Raw genomic sequence first — 20,073 nt, forward strand, 5'->3', positions numbered from 1 at the left:
GGTTGTATGCCCGCGTGGCATACAACCTTTTATTTTAAGACACCGCTATACAAAATGCTTACCTCTACCTCAGGCTTAAATTTTACTTTTGCATAATCTTTATTCCAATTTTTTTTCTTCCATAAGTCAGGGTGATAAGCGATAAGATGTCTTCCAATACCGAAAGCATCACAATTTGCTTTTTGTAACTTTTTCGTTATCTTTTTAGCTTCTTTCGTAAGCTGTTTAGACAATTCTTTGTTTAGTTTGGCTCTTTCATCCATTTTGTAAAGATTATCTCTCGGAGCTTCAAGCGCTATAACTTTTAATTGAAGCTTAATGTGAGCATAAACATTTCCTTTTTTATCCGTTGTTATTTTTAAGTCTCGTTTTAACTTTCGATTGCTAATTTCCATTGTTAAATAATCAGATGTCTTCTCTGATTCATCGCTAGTAAGTTTTTGGGTTATACGGGCACTTGTTCCCATTTTTCCGGTTAATAACACGAATAAAACAGAATGTTTCAAAGGTAAATGCCCAGTTAATTTATCATTATTAAATAAAGCTAACCCGTTTGTAATTACTTCTTTTCCTTTTATTTTTATAGACGGGAGGGTGAAATCTTTCCCGGGATCTAACATTTTTGTAGCAGCTGTTTCTAAAGTTTCTTTTGGAAATACACTCATATCTTCTAAGCTTTTCACTTTTTTCTTTAGAAAATCTCCAATTAGTAAATTTCCTACTTTCTTTTTTTCGAGTATCTCGGACGTTTCACCATCTACTGCAATAAGTTTTACTAAAGCAGTTGGGTTTGTTGGGTCACGAAAGCTGACATCTAAATAGGGTAGTATACCTTTTTTTAGAATTTTGGTTCCTAGTAATTGAACACCATATTTGAAATAGCGAATATTCCCAGTCACATTTTTTTTTAGGGCATCGCTTGTATCCCTTATGTTATGCCCGGTTGCTGAATGTATTTCATTTTCGAATGAAGATTGCTCTCCGCTCGAACTTTTTACGAGCTCGATTGTTTGCTGGAGTTTATTCTCTTCCGTAATATCAGATCCAATACTATAAGCTAACCTTGCTTCCCTTAATGGTTCTTGATCCCAACAGCCAGAAAGGAGGGAACTAGTACATAATATAAAAAGTAATTTAAATCTTTTTTTGAACATACTGTTCTCCTTTCTTCTTTCTTATTACTGAATAGAGTAGAAATAAAAGAGGGAGGACAACGATGAAAATATAGGTGAACTTATCAGTGAAAGTTGCAATTACTTTTAATTCTTCAGGTGTATCTATAAATAGGGCTACACTAAAAGCAATAATACCAACGATTGGAACAGCCTTTTTATGATTAGCAAGATTGAAGATATGTCTAATTCCGATTGAAGCAGCGCAATAATAACTCGCAATAGAAGCCACAACTGTTATCATCCATATTGGAATGAATAGTAAATCAGTCCGGTCTATAATCCCGATATGCAAGGAGCGTAATAAGTAAGCAACTGGCTCTGGGATAAGTTCAATTTGTTTTGGACTAAATACGATAAAGCAAATCCAAACAGTAAAAGTATAAAAAAGAGTTACAAATCCATTAGCGATAGAAATGGCCTTCAGTTTTGCCACAGAATTCCCATTTACTTTTGGGAAAGCGATAAGAATAATTTCAAAACCATACATGGCTGTAATTGTTTCTTTCGATGCTTGAATAATATTCCACCATCCAGCCTCTGTAATGGGAAAAATATAAGAAAAATCAGCTCGGGAAAGCCCTAGGGCAATTAAAAGCGCCATAGGTAAAATGAGAATAGAGGCCATGACATAAAATCGTACCATGACTTTAAACGTATTATAAGCTACATAACAACAAGCTATTGTAAATAACATAAGAATGGCATACCACGGAGTTGCTTGTAATATCCAAACTTTAACGACATTACAAACATTCAACATAACCGTCATACCGATAAGGGTAAAATAAAAAACATAAGCAAAACCTAATAGTTTTCCAAACTTATTACCAAATAGCATACAAACACTTTCATACATATCTGCATCAGGAAATCGTTTTAAGAAAAGCCACATAAGTAAAATGATAAGTTGAATTGCAAGTCCAGCGATGAGTGCAGAAATCCATCCACCACCTTTAGCAATTGGGTGAAGACGGTTAGGGAGAGAAAGTATACCAACTCCGATTTGGCATTGAATAACGAAAAAGGTAAATTGAACTAGCGAGATTTTACTTTGCGTGTTTGTCACCGTCCTCATCCTCTCTCGTTACATGTTGTCGTTGCATTTTTTTCGGTTTTGGATCATGTGGTCGTTCCCAAAATGACCAAATTGGTAGTCTTACGAAAGAATCTTTCATATCTTTAATCCGCATCGGGGCAACAGGAGAAAGATATGGTGTATGAAAAGAATGAAGCTGACATAAGTGAACGAAAGTTATAATTAGACCGAATGATATTCCAATATATCCAAATATAGCAGCAAGGAGCATTAATGGAAAACGAAGAATTCGAACTGCTGAACTCATATCGTTTGATGGAACGAGAAAAGATGAAATTGCAGTTAAAGCTACAACGATAATCATTGTGTAAGAAACAAGTCCAGCTTTTACAATTGCATCACCAATTACTAAACCACCTACAATACCGATTGTTTGTCCAACGCGGCTCGGCAAGCGAATACCAGCTTCTCGTAACAATTCAAAGATTAATTCCATTAAGAGAGCTTCAAAAATAGGAGGAAGCGGTACTTTCTCTAATGAAGCTTTAATTGTATACACAAGTTCGAGCGGCAACACATCGGGATGAAAAGCGACAGTTGCAATATAAAAAGCTGGCAAGAGAAAGGCAATTAAAAAACTTACTAAGCGAATCATTCGGATAAAAGAACCGACAATCCAGCGGTTATTATAATCATCTGGTGATTGATAAAAAGCGAATAACGTAACAGGTACGATGAGCACTGTTGGATCTCCGTCAGATAAAATAGCAACTCGTCCTTCCATTAAATTTGCTGCGACTCTATCTGGACGCTCTGTATTTAATTGCTGCGGAAATGGCGAGAAAGACGTATCCTCTATAAATTCTTGTATGTATCCTGGTGGCATAAGTGCATCCGTTTTAATCGTTTCTAATCTTCTTTTCACTTCTGTAACTAAATCGTCATTCGCTATATTTTGCATATAAGCAATTGCTACTTTCGTGTGCATTTCTTCACCAATTGTAAAATACTTAACAACTAAATTTGAACTCTTAATGAGTTTACGAATAGAGGTTAAATTAGTTGCTAGGTCCTCTACAAAACCAGTATGTGGACCGCGCACAACCCCTTCATTATCAGGCTCTGCTATATCTCTCTTTAAAGATAAAGCTGTTTCGAAAATACAAAAACTAACGACATGTTCATGAAAATATAATGATTTACCTTGTAATAAAAGTTGTATCCCATAATTTAAATTCGTTTCTTTTTTCATATTTAACGTAGAAAAAGCTTTATCTAAAGATAAATCCGACCGCGTTAATAATGGCTCAAGAGCTAATTGATGAATTAGATTTGGATCTGCTAAAGATTCAATATATATGATCGTTCCTTTTCCGTTTTGAAAAGGGACATCTAATTTTTTTATATCATCTGAGTGACAGAGCTTATTTTCAATGTAATTAATATTTTCCGGAAGTGATGGAAACATATGCTTTTTGCTATTATTTTGTTGTGAATTTTCCTGTTCAGTCATAATTTCCACCTCTATTAGAATAAAGTCACTCCTGTTAATTTTTGCTTTTTGTGAGAAATTTATGCTTGGATTATTTGGGGAAAATCTTGAAAGTTACGTTACGTCATCTTTTATACTTAAGGAAATACGGAGTAGAGGGATGGTGTATATGATTTTGAAAAATATGTGGGGATGGAAAGAAATTTTATATTTATTAGTTTTCGTATTTCTAATTGTCCCAGTAACAGTTGAATCTCTTTTTTATAACTATGCTTTAAAAATAATAGGGAACTCATTATATGCCGGAGTATTAATGGGATTTATAATGGCAGTGATATTTACTACTGTAGTTTATCTTTTTTGTATAAAAAGATATCAACTATCTTGGAAAGATATTGGAATCCGAAAGCTTTCATGGAAAGATTTTTTATGGACAGTTATAGCATTGATTACCTTAATTGTAGTTAGTGTTGCTGTATTAATGATAATGGAGAAAATGGGTATTTCTTTTGAAAATAGTAAAACGGAGACGGTCCAAAATAATAAATCAATATATTCGTTCTGTATCGCGGTAATTGGAGCAGCAGTTATATCACCAATTTATGAAGAGATTTTATATCGAGGTGTTTTTTATACATTTTTTCGTGATAGATATGGTATATGGGATGGAGTGCTTATAAGTTCTATAATATTTACCGTTGTTCATATTCCAACATATAACACATTACCAGTGAATTTTTTAAGTGGAGTAGTATTTGCGTGGTTATATGAGAAAACAAATTCTATTTTATCAGCTATAATTGCCCACGCACTATTTAATTTCATAGCAGTACTTTTAACATTTGTGTCGAATTAAGAAGATATATAGGAGGGATACATATGGAAATAGCTGTAGAACGTGTTTTTACAAAAGAGGTTTTAAAAAGAGCAGCGAGTTTGTTTCATGTAACAGTGGAAGAGAAGCCACTTGGAGATTTTGAAAATTATATTTTTAAGGCGAAGGGCGATCGTGGTGAAGATTACGTATTACGTTTAACTCACTCTTCTCATCGTTCTAAAAAGGGAGTCGAAGCTGAACTAGATTTTTTACGATATGTGGCGGAGAATGGGGCAAAGGTAGCAGGACCTCTTTATTCAACGTCTCAAAATCTTGTAGAAGAAATTAGAGCAGAGGATGAAACTTTCTTTTTCGCTTCCTTATTTACATATGCAAAAGGTGAGCAAGTAAAAGGAGAAGAATCTCCTTATTGGGGAGAGACTTACTTTGAAGCATGGGGAAAAGCGATTGGCCAACTGCATCGCCTAACAATGAACTATCCTAAAACAGACTATCGTGATACGTGGGAAGAAGACGAAAGTGGGATTGTTAATGAATTAGAAGATGATCAAGTGAAAAAGATTGCAGCGGTATTAATGGATGAAATAAAGGCTCTTCCAATCGAAAGAGAAACGTTCGGCCTTATGCACGGTGATATCCATCCCGGTAATTTTCATTATGATGGTAAAGAGCTAACAATCTTTGATTTTGATGATGCGGCTTATAATTACTTTATACATGATTTAGCGATGGTTCTCTATTACTCTGTTCTATTTACACCGTGGACAGCGGAAGAGAAGACAGACTTTGCTCGTAAACAGCTACAAGTGTTACGAAAAGGCTATGAGTATGAGCACAGACTAGCGGATAGTTGGTACGAATCGTTACCGTTGTTTTTACGTCTACGTGATGTTGGTTTATACGGTACACTTCAAAAGAAGTTTAAGGGGAAAGATATGCCAGATAACTTCCGAGAATTATCAGAAGAGCTATATGAAAGAATTATAAAAAGAGAAGCAATTGTGAATATATAATACATTTTTGTGAAAACAAAGTATACAGAATAAATGTATGCTTTGTTTTTTTATACAAAAATATGTTTGTTTTATTAAAATAATATTGTTATAGATTCGGTATACACTTATAATTTTATATATATTCTGAATATTCTTTATAAAGGAGGAGGGGGAATGTTGGAAGCTTTCGTAAATTGGTTAAATAATATTGTTTGGAGTCCAGCACTTGTTTATTTATGTTTAGGAGTAGGTTTATATTTTTCCATTCGAACGAGGTTTTTACAAGTAAGGCATGTAGGCGAAATGGTGAAGCTGACATTTCAAGGTGAAAAATCAGAGGCTGGTGTTTCTTCATTCCAAGCGTTAGCACTTTCGTTATCAGGGCGCGTTGGGACAGGGAATATAGCTGGGGTAGCAACAGCGGTTGCATTCGGTGGACCAGGAGCTGTATTTTGGATGTGGGCAGTGGCCTTTTTAGGAGCAGGATCAGCTTATGTAGAATCTACATTAGCACAAATATATAAGACGAAACATCAAGGGCAGTTTCGTGGTGGACCTGCTTATTACATTGAAAAAGGTTTAGGTGTGAAATGGTATGCATTAGTATTCGTTGCAGCGACAATTCTTGCAACAGGGCTTTTACTACCAGGTGTGCAAGCAAATAGTATTGCTGTAAGTTTAGAAACAGCTTTTGGAATTAACACTACCGTATCAGGGGCTTTATTAGTTGTTGTATTAGCTCTTATCATCTTCGGTGGAGTAAAGCGAATTGTTAACGTGGCACAAGTTGTCGTACCGTTTATGGCAGTAGGTTATATTTTAGTAGCTTGCGTTATTGTTGCTATGAATATTGAAAAGTTGCCAGAAGCATTTATGTTAATTATAAGAAGTGCTTTTGCATTAGAGGCGGCTTTCGGTGGTATTATCGGTTTAGCAATTTCTTGGGGAGTAAAACGTGGTATTTATTCCAATGAAGCAGGGCAAGGAACTGGACCACATGCAGCAGCAGCTGCGGAAGTATCACATCCAGCTAAACAAGGTTTAGTGCAAGCATTTTCCGTTTACATTGATACATTATTTGTTTGTTCAGCAACAGCATTTATGATGATTATTACAGGCATGTATAACGTATTTGATGCAAGCGGAAAAAACTTTATCGTAAATAAATTAAATGGTGCTCAGCCAGGACCGGGATATACACAAGCTGCGGTAGAATCTGTTTTCCCTGGATTTGGAAACGGTTTCGTTGCAATCTCGTTACTATTCTTTGCATTTACAACAATTATGGCGTATTACTACATTGCAGAAACGAATATCGCATACTTAAATCGTGATAAAGACCGTCCTTGGCTGTCTATGGTACTAAAATTTGTATTTTTAGGAGCTGTATTCTACGGTTGTATAAAAACAGCAGCAACGGCGTGGGCTTTAGGTGACATCGGTGTAGGAATTATGGCATGGGTAAATATCATTGCGATTTTACTATTACAAAAACCTGCATTAGTTGCATTAAAGGATTATGAAAAGCAGAAAAAAGAAGGAAAAGATCCGGTATTCGATCCAGGGCCATTAGGAATTAAAAATGCTGATTTCTGGGAGCATGAATACGGGAAAGATAAGAAAGAAGAAGTATCTTAATAGAATAGAAATGAAGAAGCAAAGGGAAATCCCTTTGCTTTTTTTATGGACAAAATGAGGCTGGAAGTTATTTTTTTGCCTATTTTTGAATATAAAAAGAATGTACATGCTTTGTTAGGGGAAGGAGGGGGAGAGTATGTTGATAGAGTTTCGTAATGTAAATAAATATTATGGCAACTTTCAAGTTTTAAAAGATATTAATGTGCAAGTGAAAAAAGGTGAAGTGGTAGTAGTTGTTGGTCCTTCAGGATCAGGAAAAAGCACGTTGCTTCGGTGTATAAATCAGCTAGAGACAATTACAGATGGAGAGTTACTTGTACAAAATACGGAGGTACACAATACAAAAACAGATATGAATGAATTACGCCGGAATATTGGGATGGTCTTTCAACATTTTTATTTATATCCACATAAAACGGTTCTTCAAAATATTACACTAGCACCGATTAAAGTAAATAAAGTTTCAAAAGAGGAAGCTGAGCAAACAGCGATGTTTTATTTAGAGAAAGTAGGAATTCCGGAGAAGGCTAGTGTATACCCGCATCAATTATCCGGAGGACAACAGCAAAGGGTAGCGATTGCTAGGGGATTGGCAATGCAGCCGGAAATTATGCTATTCGATGAGCCTACGTCTGCTCTTGATCCGGAGATGATTGGGGAAGTACTTGATGTTATGAAAACGCTAGCTAAAGAAGGAATGACAATGGTTGTTGTCACGCATGAAATGGGATTTGCGCGAGAAGTAGCAGATCGGATCTTATTTATGGATGATGGTCAAATTATTGAAGATACGACACCAACACAATTTTTTGCAAATCCTGAACAGGAAAGAGCTCGTCTATTTTTAAGCCGAGTGTTAAATCATTAAAGGAGGAATTTCATGCTTAAAATGAAAAAGCTGTTTACGTTAATCGTATTCTCATGTTTATTCGTACTTGTCGTTGCCGGATGCGGAAGTAAAAAAGATGAGGCGAAAGAAACGAATACGAAGCAAGGTGGGGCTGTTGAGCAAATTAAAAAGCGCGGGAAACTAGTAGTTGGGGTGAAGAATGATACGAACTTATTTGGATTAAAAAATCCTTCCACTGGGCAGGTAGAAGGATTTGATGTTGATGTCGCGAAAGCACTTGCGAAAAAAATTCTCGGAGATGAAAAGAAACTAGAATTAAAAGAAGTAACATCTAAAACGCGTATTCCACTATTGAAAAACGGTGATATTGATGCAATTATCGCAACAATGACAATTACAGAAGAACGTAAAAAAGAAGTGGATTTTTCAGATGTATATTTTAAAGCGGGGCAATCGTTACTTGTGAAAAAAGGGAGCGATATTAAAAGTATTGATGATGTGAAAAAGGGTGTGAAAGTGTTAGCTGTAAAAGGTTCAACGTCTACAAATAATATTCGTCAAAAGTCACCAGAAGCGACTGTATTAGAATTTGAAAATTACAGTGAGGCATTTACGGCGTTAAAAGCGGGGAAAGGCGATGTTTTAACGACAGATAATGCAATTCTTTACGGCATGGCAAAACAAGATTCAAATTATGAAGTTGTAGGGAAAATTTTTACGGATGAACCGTACGGAATTGCAGTGCAAAAAGGTGCAGATGATTTGACGAAAGAGATTAATAGCTTACTAAAAGATATGAAAGCGAATGGGGAATACGATAAATTGTATGAAAAATGGATTGGACAAAAACAAGAGAAGTAAAGTGAAACTTTAATTAGTGGGGCTTTATTTCTAGTGAATAGTAACAGTGAGAGGATGAGGGATGCTCATCCTCTTCTTGTAAAGAAAGAGGGGAGAATATGTGCCTGATTTTTCTATATTAACGAATAACATTGATATGTATTTAGAAGGCTTTAAGTATACAGTTATGTCTAGTGTAATTGCATTAATAGGAAGCTTTATTTTAGGAGTAATTTTGGCTGTAATGCGTATTGCACCTATTCGTATTTTAAATTGGATAGGATCAGCTTTTGTGGAGTTTGTAAGAAATATTCCACTTGTATTAATTGCATTTATATTCTATTTTGCTTTACCTGTAATAGGAATTACTTTAAATGGGTTTGTAGCAGGAACAGTTACGCTTACCGTATATACGGCAGCGTTTATTGCGGAAGTTATTCGCGCTGGTATTTTATCAGTCGCAAAAGGTCAAATGGAAGCAGCACGTTCCTCAGGATTGACTTATACGCAAGCAATGTACCATATCGTTTTACCCCAAGCGATGAAAATCGTAATTCCTCCTCTAGGAAATCAATTTCTCAATTTAGTAAAAAACTCTTCCATACTCGGAATTATCGCTGGTACGGATTTAATGTATCAAGGAGACTTAATTTCAACGAAGACATTGGTTACGTTCGACGTCTATATATTTGTCGGGATGTTTTATTTAATATTAACAATTCCGCTCAGTATGCTAGTGCGTTATTTAGAAAAACGCTTAGCAAAGGAGGCGGTGTAAATGGATTTTAAGGGAGCAATTACAGGAGATCATATTCTGTTTTTATTAAAAGGATTACTTATAACGCTAGAGGTAGCGCTCGTAGCGATTGTACTTAGCTTTATTATTGGTAGTGTAATAGGGATATTGCGGTATATGAAAATACCTATCGTCTCACAAGTATTAGGAATTATCGTTGAAGTAATTCGAAATTTACCACTACTTTTAATTATATTTTTCACGTATTTTGCACTTCCAGAAGCAGGCTTGAAATTAGAAATTATAACAGCTACAATTGTTGCTTTAACAATATTTGAAGCAGCAATGATATCTGAAATTGTTCGAAGTGGTTTATTATCTATTGAAAAAGGACAGATTGAGGCTGCAAGATCTTCAGGATTAACGTATGTTCAAGCGCTTTGGCACATTATTTTACCACAAGCATTAAGAAGAATGGTCCCGCCGCTTGTTAGTCAGTTTATTTCATTGCTGAAAGATACATCATTAGCAGTTGTTATATCACTGCCAGAGCTTATGCATAATGCTCAAATTATTAGCGGACAGAATGTGAATTATATGATTCCAACGTTTATAGTAGTAGCTTGTATGTACTTTATCATAAATTATAGTTTATCAATTTTATCGAGAAGATTAGAAATCCGTTAACCTTTACAATATATGTAAAGGTTTTTCCTTGTTTCTCCTTATTTTCCTTTAATTATAATCTAAATCTCGCGATAATTCGATTTTTTATATTGTTTTATCAGAAAAGTTTTAATTTTATATAGAAATTGTAATCGCTTTCGTGTATATTTTTATTATCAGAAAATTTTAACAAGATATAGGGGTATCGGTAGGGGGAGGATTTAGATGCAGCAATCAACGAATGAGAAATTACATCGTACGATGAAGAGTAGACATTTATTTATGATCGCACTAGGTGGTGTAATCGGGACTGGTTTTTTCTTAGGTTCAGGTTATACCATTAATCAGGCTGGACCAGGGGGAGCCATCCTTTCATATTTAGTGGGCGGATTTATTATGTATTTAACAATGCTTTGTCTTGGAGAGTTAACGGTAGCAATGCCGGTTTCAGGTTCTTTCCAAAAGTATGCGACGAAGTTTATTGGGCCAGGAACGGGCTTTATGATTGGCTGGCTATATTGGCTTGGCTGGGCAGTGACAGTAGGACTAGAATTAACGTCAATCGGTTTAATGATGAAAAGATGGTTTCCGAATGTTGATGTTTGGGTATGGTGTCTCGTATTCGGCGTTATTCTATATGCGTCAAACGCAATTTCGGCGAAAAGTTATGCTGAATTAGAATTCTGGTTCTCTAGTATTAAAGTAGTGACAATTCTTGCGTTTGTTGTTCTTGGTGGTGGTGCATTATTAGGGTTTATATCATATGACGGAAAAGAAGCAGCACCTCTTTTCTCTAACTTTGTAAGCGATGGTGGATTATTCCCGAATGGACTAGCTGCCGTATTACTTACAATGATTACGGTTAACTTCTCATTCCAAGGAACAGAGTTAATCGGGATTGCAGCGGGAGAAAGTGAAAACCCAGAAAAAACAATTCCACGTGCAATTCGTAATACAGTATGGCGCATTATGTTATTCTTCATTTTAACAATGACGATTTTAGTAGGATTAATTTCTTGGAAAGAAGCAGGGGTAATTGAAAGTCCATTCGTAGTCGTATTTGATAAAATCGGTATTCCATACGCAGCTGATATTATGAACTTCGTTATTATTACAGCGTTACTATCTGTAGCGAATTCAGGATTATATGCAGCAACTCGTATATTATGGTCACTTGCAAATGAAGGAATGGCACCAACATCGTTCCAGAAAGTAAATAAGCGTGGTATTCCAATTACAGCACTGGTTGTAACGATTGCAGTAGCTGGCCTGTCTTTATTCACAAGTTTCCTTGCAGAAGATACAGTATACATGTACTTATTATCTATAGCTGGTTTATCAGCTGTTTCAAGTTGGATCATTATTGCTTTATCGCAACTTCGCTTTAGAAGTCAGTATATAAAAGGCGGAGGAAAGTTAGAGGACTTAAAGTATAGAACACCGTTATATCCAATTGTTCCTATTTTAGCTTTAATTACAAATAGCATCGTTGTTATTAGTTTAGCGTTTATTCCAGAACAAAGAATGGCGTTATACTGTGGTATTCCATTTATCATTTTCTGCTATATATATTATTATATGAGTAAGAGACGGAAGAAACCGATGAAAGTGGAGATGGAAGCGAAGTATGAAAATAAAAATTAAGCATGATGGTATAGAGGCAGATTTATCGTATGGTCCATTAGCAATTGGAAAAGAAAATGGGTATTCACCGTTACAATTACTCGTTTCTTCTATCGCAGGATGTAGTGCAATTGTCTTTCAAACAATTTTAGAAAAGAAACGTATTACATACGATACGTTTACAATCGAAACGGAAATTGGTAGAAGTGAAGCTTTATCAAAACCAGTTGAAAGTGTTCATTTGCACTATAAAATTAAAGCACAAAACGTTACAGAAGAGCAATTGGACAAGGCACTACAACTTGCAGTGAAAAATTGCACGATTGTTCAATCGGTAAAAGATAGTATAAAAGTTACGGAAACAATTGAACTAATAAAGTGAAACATAAAAACGTGAGAATACGGCTCTCACGTTTTTATGTTTTAGAGAGAGGAGAAAGTGTAATGGAATGTTTAGGATGTAAATTAGCCAACGAACAAGAAATTATATATAAAATATATGAAGATGACTATGTAACATGTTTTTTAGATCATGAACCTTTTTATCCAGGTCATACTTTAATTGTGCCAAAGCAGCATGTTGTAGAAGTGGACGAATTGGATGATATTGTAGCGAAATCGATTATGGATCTTCCAAGTTTATTGCAAAAGCGATTAAGCTATTATATAAACCAGATGGCGTTACAATTTGTCAAAATGGTGGAATCTTTAATGAGTTAACGCATTATCATATGCATGTCGTACCGAGATATAAAGAGCGCTCGTTTGCCGAGTTTTATACGGTACAACTAGGAGAAAAGAAGAATTATAACTTGGAAGAGACAAAGCATTTGTTACAAGAAGCGATAGAGCAAATGCTGTTTACTGAAAAGGCGTAAGAGGGATTTTCTTAAGGGAACAGTCAGTAAAATTCTAATAAACATAAACAAAAGCCCAATTTCTCAGTTAAAATAGAGAAATTGGGCTTTTGTTTATTCTATTATTAAATTTTATCTATAAAGGAATTTTGTAGTGTCACAAAGTATATCGCCCATTCGTTATATAGAGTGAGAGGAGGAATTATATGAAAGTCACAAACAACGATTATGAAAAGATGGAAGAGCTATACGAGTTGTACGAACAAAAAATTTATTATGTAGCGTATTCTATTTTAAATAATATTCAGCAGGCTGAAGATGCGGTTCAAGAGACGTTTATTACTCTTTATAAAAACTTGGAAAAGCTCCATAGCTTGAGCACTGAAGAGCTTAAACGCTACATTTTGAGGATCGCGAAAAACAAGGCGATCGATAGTTACCGGAAAAATAAACGACATGAAACATTTTTAGAAGAATATGAAAGAGAATCAATCGAAGCAGTAGACGAAAATATTGAAGAGTGGGAAAAACGTAAAATGTCTGAGGTTCAAATTGATACATTGCTAACAGAATTAAGTGAATCTAACAGACAGGTGTTTAAGTATAAAGTCTTCTATAACTTAACGTATCAAGAGATTTCAAGTGTTATGGGAATAACCGAGGGTAATGCCCGCAAGCAGTTTGAACGCGCTCGAAAACGAGTCCAAAATATGATAGGAGGTATACAACATGACGAATTCAAAGAACTCCAAAGAAATATATGAACTTGCTGAAAAAATTGCTTTAGATGATTTTGATAAACTCGAAGAACAACATGAATTTTCACATACATATACGCGCAAAAAGAAATTGTTTATGGAGGAAATGAAGCTGAAAGACGAGAAACCACAGAAAAAGCGTAAAAAACATCGCATGTTAATCGCTGCTGCTTGTTTATTGATTGGTATGCCGACAACAGTTTTTGGTGCAGTAAAAGTCTATAATATGATCGTTCAAAAACAAAATTATGAAGTAAATGTTTCAGTAACAAATAAGGACTCGAAAAAGGATGATAAGTGGTATAAGCTGAAAATCGATAAATTACCAGAAAATATGGAAGCAATTGATGACTCTGCAATGAAATATTCATTTAAAGATAACGACGCAAATGGAGGCTTTTCATTTGCTCTTTGGAGAGTAGGGGAAAATGCGGACTTTCAAACTTTATATTCAAAAAGCTACGAAGAAAAAGAGATAAGTGGCAAGAAAGCAGTAATTGTTCATAAAGAAACTGGAAACAACAATGTAATGTTTGATAGGAAGGTCTTTCTCTTTTTTGAGAAAGAAGGGATTATGTTAGAAAGTTTTATTGGATCAGATGTAAATGAAGAACAAATGATGGATGTGTTAGGGAACATTTCACTTGAGCCTACGTCAAAAGAAAAGGCAGCACATATAACAGATTATGATAAAAAGTATTTTAGCGAAGCGGATGAACCTAAAAAAAATAAGGTGATTCCTTTGAAAAAAGATAGTAAACGACTATTTCACATAGGACAAAAGGTTCCAGTAACGATATCTATGGATAACAGCCAAATTGAATATATGATAGAAAAAGTTGAAGTCTTTGATTCAATTAAAGATTTTAAACAAGAGAACTTTAATGAATTTGGCTTAGGGATATTAAGCAAGAAGAAGGCTTTAGATCACACGGGAAAATTGCTATCGTACAGACGGGATGTATATAAATTAGGGAATGGTAAAGATTCAATTGATACATTAGTAGATTCAAAATTAGTTAATGTTAAATTTGTCTACCTGACAACAACAGTGAAAAATATAGGTAAACAGGCGACAGAAGAAATCTATATGCATCCATCCATAAAGCAGCTTAAATTTGAAGGGAATGCATGGAAATACGCGAAAGAAGAGGGAATGGACGCAACGCGTATTATGACGGGAGAAGTTGATTATTTAGAGCCTCACGGAGATGGGAAAAGCTTTTATAATATTGGCAGTATCCGACCAGGAAAAACGGTAAAAGTTAAATTAGGTTATTTTGTAGATGAGGATAAACTAGATTCAATCTTCCTGGATGCTTTCCATTACAGTGGTTTTAGTGGAACTGAGAATATGAATTCGAAAAATCGTTGGTGGTTTGACATTCGTCAATCGTAAACATAATAGGAATAATTAGACTAAAAAGCTGCTTATATATAGCAGCTTTTTCAGTCTTCATACATATGTAAAATTTCTTTCGCGCGCATACGTAAACCGTCTATCAATTCTTTCGGTTCTAAAACTTGTGCATCTTTTCCAAGTCTATAAAACAAAGGGGTAATAAAATTGATTTCTCCTTTATCAATTGTTGAATGTATATATCCTGTCTGGTCTTCGTTTACTACTACGAATTCTTCAAGGTAAGGAACGCTTTTACATTGGCGCACACCTTCTGCTGTTAATGAGACATGTAACTGGGTAGGAGTGTGTACTACGTTAGAGCTCGAGTCGAACCATTCTTCTAAATTCATGAACGTATCTTCATTTTCTTCTGTTGATAATATAGAAAGAATACGATCAACGCGATACAGTAATACTTTTTTTCTGCTGAAGTCATAGGATGGTAAGTACCATAGACCATCATGAGCGTATACACCGATAGGATGAACATGTTTTATTTTTATCCCCGATTTAGATTCGTATTGAAAGTGTAAATTTTTATTTTCAATAGCCGCAGTTAGTACTTCGTTTAAAAGAGGTGTATTAATTGTTCTCTTCGGATTCCAAAACGCGATATAAGAACGTATTTTATTAACTTTCGCTTTCGCATCATGCTGTAGAGAGCTATACAGTTTATGTGTAACAGAATTGATTTCTGTGTTAAAAGGCAAGTCTCGATAGTAACTTAAAGATTGAAAAGCAAAAAAGATGGATACTGCTTCTTCTTCGGTAAATAAAATAGGCGGAATGACTCTATTCGTTAATACTTTATATCCTCCGTTACGACCTTGTTCTGCGTAAAGGGGTAATCCCATATCACTTAAATCTAAAATATATCTATGGACAGTACGAACAGAAATGTTAAATTCATCAGCTATTTCCTGAGCTGTAAATGTTCTTTTCGCAGAAGCGAATATAAGAATGTCTAGTAAACGTTTTGCTTTTGACAACTATCTCACTCGTTTCTTTTTTTAACATGACATGAATTGTCATGTTTTAAGGTTAGTATAGTGTGTATAAGGTCATTTTATCAATATACGTTGTAAGGAGGAAAAGAGATGTCACGTGAAATTGTTTTATTTATAGCCGCTAGTTTGGATGGATATATTGCGAAAGAAAATGATGATTTAGAGTGGTTAATGGAAACGGAAGGAGAGGGAGATAACGGTTATACAGAAATGTATGAAACGATTGATACAATAATTATGGGAAAAAGAACGTACGATTATGTAGTAGAGCATATAGAACCATTCCCGTATTTAGATAAAAAATGTTTTGTTTTCTCTAACTCAGAAAAAGGTTCAAACGAACACGTGGAGTTTGTAAATGAAGATGTAGTGGAGTTTACGAAAAGGTTGAAAGAGCAAGAAGGATCTAAAATATGGATGGTCGGTGGAGGGAGTCTACTAAGAGAATTCTTTAAGAATAATTTAATTGATGAATATGTTGTTACGATTACACCGCATATATTAGGTTCTGGAGTTCCGTTATTTCAAGACAAGAATCCAGAAATTAATTTAACTTTAACGGATACGAAACGTTTTGGGCAATTTGTAAATTTATATTATAAAGTAAAATGATAAAGAAACACGACTACCATCAATAGTCGTGTTTTTGTATAGATGGCAATGAAATAATAAAGCAAGACCCATGATCGACTTCGCTTGTTACAGTAATATTCCCGCCGTGTAGTTCTACAATTTCTTTCACGATAGATAGTCCTAAACCAGTTCCGCCTGTAGCTCGTGATCTTGCTTTATCAACTCGATAAAAACGGTCGAAAATGTGAGGGAGGTCTTCAGGCGGAATACCTTCGCCTTCATCTTCAATTGTAATGGAAATACGTTTATGTTCTTCTGTAACAGAAATATTTATATGAGAATGCTCTTGTGAATGTCTATAAGCGTTATTTAAAATGTTTACCACAACTTGTTCAAATCGCTGTTCATCTAAGTTTATTAGCAGTGTAGGAGGACAAGAGAAAGAAACTTTAATGTATCTTTCTTTATACATGGCATTTACTTTTTCGGCTATGCGAGTAAGGAAGGTGTGTAAATATACTTCCTTTACTTGAATAGAAAAGTTATGTTGTTCCATTTGTGCAAGTGAAAATAAATCTTGAACTAAGTTCGTAATATAATCAGACTCATCTTTTATAATAGATAAATATCGCAAACGTTGCTCAGAAGATGTGTTTTCCTTTAAAGCAATGTCAGCATAACCTCTTACGTATGTTAGCGGTGTTCGTAATTCATGAGCAACACTTGCTAGAAATTCACTTCGCTCTGTTTTCATATAATGTAAATCATTAGCAAGCGTTTGAATAGATGAGGTTAGTTCACCAATTTCATCATTTCGAGTAGTCGTTAATGAAACAGATAAATCGCCTTTACTCATTTTTTCAGTGGCATGTTTCATGTGTAACAATGGTTTTGTTAACAACCGTGATAAGAGAAAGATGGTGATGGCTGTTAATAGAAACGTAATGACTCCGGCAATAATGAATTGTCTTGTTAGTCCGTTAACCATTTCCTCGATTGATTCCGTTCCGAGAAACATATATACGTAGCCTTCCGTTTTTCCTGCCACTATAATGGGGCTAACTGTACATATATAATTAGATGTTTTCCAATGATTCTCTATAATTGCTCCGTCATGATCTGTCCGTGTTTGCATCTTTTCAATATGCTTTTTTATCGTAGTAGTTATTTCGTTGGATTTAGCTAGCACATCCTTATTGGCATTTGTAATAACGACAGTGGTTTCGGCTTCAGATTCCATTAGGGCAACATGGGAGATTGTTTGCTTATCAAAATACTTTTCAAGGACATCTCGGTGACTATTTCCACGCTTTAATAAAGCTGTCATTTCTTCATTTACTCTATTGTTGACAAGGCTATAATAAAGCAAGACAAATAGAACACTTTCAATTAAAAGTGTAACAATTAAAAAATAAAATCCGAGTTGAATAGATATTCGCTTCATCGTTTTGCTCCTTAATCTAGAGTATCAACCCATCGATACCCGACTCCGTAAACAGTTTTTAAATGATGATCAATAGGGAAATTTACTTTTCGTAATTTATCACGCAAATTACGAATATGTGAATCGACTGTTCTATCTTCTGTATTTGTATTTAGTCCCCAAATTCGTTCAATGAGCTGATCGCGGCTTAATACGTAGTTCACATGACGTAAAAATAACCCGAGTAAAGAGAATTCGATTGGAGTGAGAAGAAGTTCTTCATTATAGACAGAAACGAAATGCTTTGCCTCATCCCATAAAATGCCGTGATATTGGATTTGCGCGTGTTGATTCGTTCGCCTTAAAACAGCTTCAATTCTTGCGAAAAGCTCTTCTTCATGGAAAGGTTTCGTTACGTAATCATCCGCTCCAAGTTTTAACCCTTGGATGACATCTACCGTTTGATCACGAGCCGTTACCATAATGATAGGAACGTTACTAAAGGATCGAATTTTTTTGCACGTTTCCCATCCATCCATCTTTGGCATCATAATATCGAGTAAAACAAATTTGAAATTTCGATTTTCTATATGTGAAATAGCTTCTTCCCCGGACACTGCACATACGCAGTTATATCCGATTGGAGTAAGATAAAGCGTTAATAATTCAAGCATTCTCGGCTCATCATCTACGAGTAGTATATCGACCATAGAGTACCTCCGCATTTGTAGTTATTACTTAAATTGTAAGTCAAAATCATGAAGAAATGGTGCAGATTATCATGCATCTGCATAATTTCTTCAGAATTGCTTGTTATTGTAAAGTTGAAATTCCATTTTAGGTAATCATATTGGCTCGAAAACGATTCATATGGAGGCGGTATAGTGAAAAAGATGACCCGAATCTTTGGGATAACAATAATTACAGCAGTTGGTCTTGCTGCATGTGGACAAACGAACACGGATCATAAAAACCATGAATCTAAAGAAGAGAAAAAAACAGAGCAAACGGAAATGAAAATGAATCAGGAGGTAGCTGCGCCGAAAGAAATGAACGAAGGTGCATCGAATGATTTATTAACGACAAGTTTAAAAAATGTAACGAGATTAAACACAAACGATCCTTTGCAAATGGCAGTAGTAACTTCGCAAACGATATGGCCAGCAACGCATAAAGAGAATCAGCCAGGCGCTGTTATTTTAGTGCCAGTAAACGAGTGGCAATTAGGTATTGCGAGTGCGGATCTTATTCACCATCCGAATAACGGTCCAATTTTATTTATAGAAAAAGAAAAGGTACCCGAAATGACGTTAAAAGAAATAAAACGATTAAATCCGCTCGGAACGAAAGATGGAACACAAATTATGGTGATGGGGGATGTAGGTCCATCTATCCTTGAGCAATTAAAAGCATATAAAGTAAAGCAAATAAAAGAAACTGATCCAGCTATATTTGCTAAAGATGTGGATAAAGAATATGCTGATATAACAGGAAGTTATCCAAATAGTGTTATTATCGGTTCGTCTGAAGAAGAAGGGCGTTTATACACAACACCAGCTGTAAACTGGATTTCTCATATGCCAGAACCGCTTTTATATACAGAAAAAGATAAGGTGCCAGAGGCGACGATAGAGGCATTAAAAATGAGAAAAGATAAAGCGAATATATATGTATTAGGACCAGAAAAAATTATTTCAAAAGCAGTAGAAAAAGAGTTAAGTAAATACGGGAAAGTAACGCGTATTAGTGGGGAGACTCCAACAGAAAATTCGGTTGCATTTGCGAAGTTTAAAGATGAAAAAACGAAATTTGGCTGGGGGTTCACAAAACCAGGTCACGGTTTATCATTTGTTTCAAGCAAAACACCAGATTTAGCAGTTGCAGGAGCACCATTTTCACATATGGGTAAACACGCACCTATTGTATTGTTAGAAGAAGGGAAAGCTTCACAACCAGTGTATGACTTCCTTGCTAGTATTCAGCCGAAGTTTAAAGATGACCCAACGCTTGGACCATATAACCACGGCTTCTTATTAGGAAGTACGAGTGATATTTCATTTGAAACACAAGGTATATTGGATGAGAGGCTAGAGATTGTTCAAGAAAGTGGTCAAGGGCACGGTGGACATTAATAAAGTGAGTAAAGGCGCTGCTAAGGTAGCGT

Annotated in this window: 21 protein-coding genes; 15 read left to right on the forward strand and 6 right to left on the reverse strand. The window is 35.2% G+C overall.

Annotated elements, in window-relative coordinates; genetic code table 11:
- Window positions 1-29: 29 nt before the first annotated feature.
- From gerKC to gerKA, 3 genes are read right to left on the reverse strand one after another with little or no spacing between them, the layout of a single operon-like run.
- Window positions 30-1,154, reverse strand: coding sequence for a spore germination protein GerKC (gene gerKC / locus ACU8YW_RS03305; protein ID WP_000474009.1), 1,125 nt, complete (start codon window positions 1,152-1,154; stop codon window positions 30-32).
- The gene (locus ACU8YW_RS03310) at window positions 1,135-2,241 is read right to left on the reverse strand and encodes a GerAB/ArcD/ProY family transporter (RefSeq protein ID WP_060487006.1); all 1,107 of its coding nucleotides are present in this window, start codon (window positions 2,239-2,241) and stop codon (window positions 1,135-1,137) included. The genes gerKC and ACU8YW_RS03310 overlap by 20 nt, the downstream gene beginning before the upstream one ends.
- Window positions 2,222-3,724, reverse strand: coding sequence for a spore germination protein GerKA (gerKA, locus tag ACU8YW_RS03315; protein WP_088061847.1), 1,503 nt, complete (start codon window positions 3,722-3,724; stop codon window positions 2,222-2,224). The genes ACU8YW_RS03310 and gerKA overlap by 20 nt, the downstream gene beginning before the upstream one ends.
- Before the next feature lie 148 nt (window positions 3,725-3,872).
- Between gerKA and ACU8YW_RS03320 the strand changes: the two genes are divergently transcribed.
- From ACU8YW_RS03320 to ACU8YW_RS03380, 13 genes are all read left to right on the forward strand, one after another.
- Complete coding sequence (locus ACU8YW_RS03320) at window positions 3,873-4,559, forward strand: CPBP family intramembrane glutamic endopeptidase (protein WP_088061848.1); 687 nt, start codon at window positions 3,873-3,875, stop codon at window positions 4,557-4,559.
- Window positions 4,560-4,582: 23 nt separating this feature from the next.
- On the forward strand, window positions 4,583-5,554 hold the full coding sequence (locus tag ACU8YW_RS03325; protein WP_088061850.1) for a phosphotransferase enzyme family protein: 972 nt from the start codon (window positions 4,583-4,585) through the stop codon (window positions 5,552-5,554).
- 159 nt (window positions 5,555-5,713) lie between these two features.
- Window positions 5,714-7,174 carry an alanine/glycine:cation symporter family protein gene (locus tag ACU8YW_RS03330; RefSeq protein WP_000387178.1) on the forward strand — a complete coding sequence of 487 codons (1,461 nt, stop codon included), beginning with the start codon at window positions 5,714-5,716 and terminating at the stop codon, window positions 7,172-7,174.
- Window positions 7,175-7,310: 136 nt separating this feature from the next.
- Window positions 7,311-8,042, forward strand: coding sequence for an amino acid ABC transporter ATP-binding protein (locus ACU8YW_RS03335; protein WP_048541716.1), 732 nt, complete (start codon window positions 7,311-7,313; stop codon window positions 8,040-8,042).
- Window positions 8,043-8,054: 12 nt separating this feature from the next.
- Window positions 8,055-8,885, forward strand: a complete 831-nt coding sequence (gene glnH, locus ACU8YW_RS03340; protein ID WP_000916483.1) for a glutamine ABC transporter substrate-binding protein GlnH — start codon at window positions 8,055-8,057, stop codon at window positions 8,883-8,885.
- A 100-nt stretch (window positions 8,886-8,985) separates the two neighbouring features.
- Entirely contained in the window at window positions 8,986-9,642 is a 657-nt protein-coding gene (locus tag ACU8YW_RS03345; RefSeq protein WP_048541718.1) for an amino acid ABC transporter permease, read from the forward strand.
- Window positions 9,643-10,287: an amino acid ABC transporter permease gene (locus tag ACU8YW_RS03350; RefSeq protein ID WP_048541720.1), complete on the forward strand. Its 645-nt coding sequence runs from the start codon at window positions 9,643-9,645 to the stop codon at window positions 10,285-10,287.
- A 204-nt stretch (window positions 10,288-10,491) separates the two neighbouring features.
- A complete protein-coding gene (locus ACU8YW_RS03355) occupies window positions 10,492-11,910 on the forward strand; it encodes an amino acid permease (protein WP_149213923.1) in 1,419 nt (472 codons plus the stop codon).
- Complete coding sequence (locus tag ACU8YW_RS03360; RefSeq protein WP_149213922.1) at window positions 11,894-12,271, forward strand: OsmC family protein; 378 nt, start codon at window positions 11,894-11,896, stop codon at window positions 12,269-12,271. The genes ACU8YW_RS03355 and ACU8YW_RS03360 overlap by 17 nt, the downstream gene beginning before the upstream one ends.
- 62 nt (window positions 12,272-12,333) lie before the next feature.
- Window positions 12,334-12,609, forward strand: coding sequence for an HIT family protein (locus ACU8YW_RS03365; protein WP_426934362.1), 276 nt, complete (start codon window positions 12,334-12,336; stop codon window positions 12,607-12,609).
- An 11-nt stretch (window positions 12,610-12,620) separates the two neighbouring features.
- Window positions 12,621-12,767: a hypothetical protein gene (locus tag ACU8YW_RS03370; RefSeq protein WP_426934363.1), complete on the forward strand. Its 147-nt coding sequence runs from the start codon at window positions 12,621-12,623 to the stop codon at window positions 12,765-12,767.
- A 185-nt stretch (window positions 12,768-12,952) separates the two neighbouring features.
- The gene (locus tag ACU8YW_RS03375) at window positions 12,953-13,510 is read left to right on the forward strand and encodes an RNA polymerase sigma factor (protein ID WP_149214208.1); all 558 of its coding nucleotides are present in this window, start codon (window positions 12,953-12,955) and stop codon (window positions 13,508-13,510) included.
- Complete coding sequence (locus ACU8YW_RS03380; RefSeq protein WP_097907400.1) at window positions 13,476-14,903, forward strand: DUF4367 domain-containing protein; 1,428 nt, start codon at window positions 13,476-13,478, stop codon at window positions 14,901-14,903. Before ACU8YW_RS03375 ends, ACU8YW_RS03380 begins: the two co-directional genes overlap by 35 nt.
- Before the next feature lie 50 nt (window positions 14,904-14,953).
- Here the strand turns inward: ACU8YW_RS03380 and ACU8YW_RS03385 are convergent, their stop codons facing one another.
- Entirely contained in the window at window positions 14,954-15,895 is a 942-nt protein-coding gene (locus ACU8YW_RS03385; RefSeq protein WP_098849302.1) for a helix-turn-helix transcriptional regulator, read from the reverse strand.
- A 108-nt stretch (window positions 15,896-16,003) separates the two neighbouring features.
- On the opposite strand from ACU8YW_RS03385, the gene ACU8YW_RS03390 reads away from it, so the two are divergent.
- Window positions 16,004-16,525, forward strand: coding sequence for a dihydrofolate reductase family protein (locus ACU8YW_RS03390; RefSeq protein WP_098857743.1), 522 nt, complete (start codon window positions 16,004-16,006; stop codon window positions 16,523-16,525).
- Between the two features lie 19 nt (window positions 16,526-16,544).
- Here ACU8YW_RS03390 and ACU8YW_RS03395 read toward each other — a convergent pair whose 3' ends face one another.
- On the reverse strand, window positions 16,545-17,930 hold the full coding sequence (locus tag ACU8YW_RS03395; protein WP_098133814.1) for a sensor histidine kinase: 1,386 nt from the start codon (window positions 17,928-17,930) through the stop codon (window positions 16,545-16,547).
- A gap of 11 nt (window positions 17,931-17,941) precedes the next feature.
- Complete coding sequence (locus ACU8YW_RS03400) at window positions 17,942-18,619, reverse strand: response regulator transcription factor (protein WP_426934364.1); 678 nt, start codon at window positions 18,617-18,619, stop codon at window positions 17,942-17,944.
- Between the two features lie 174 nt (window positions 18,620-18,793).
- Here ACU8YW_RS03400 and ACU8YW_RS03405 point away from each other — a divergent pair, with 174 nt between their 5' ends.
- Window positions 18,794-20,041, forward strand: a complete 1,248-nt coding sequence (locus tag ACU8YW_RS03405; protein WP_106383439.1) for an ArsR family transcriptional regulator — start codon at window positions 18,794-18,796, stop codon at window positions 20,039-20,041.
- Window positions 20,042-20,073 lie beyond the last annotated feature (32 nt).

The organism is Bacillus pretiosus, from assembly GCF_052947655.1.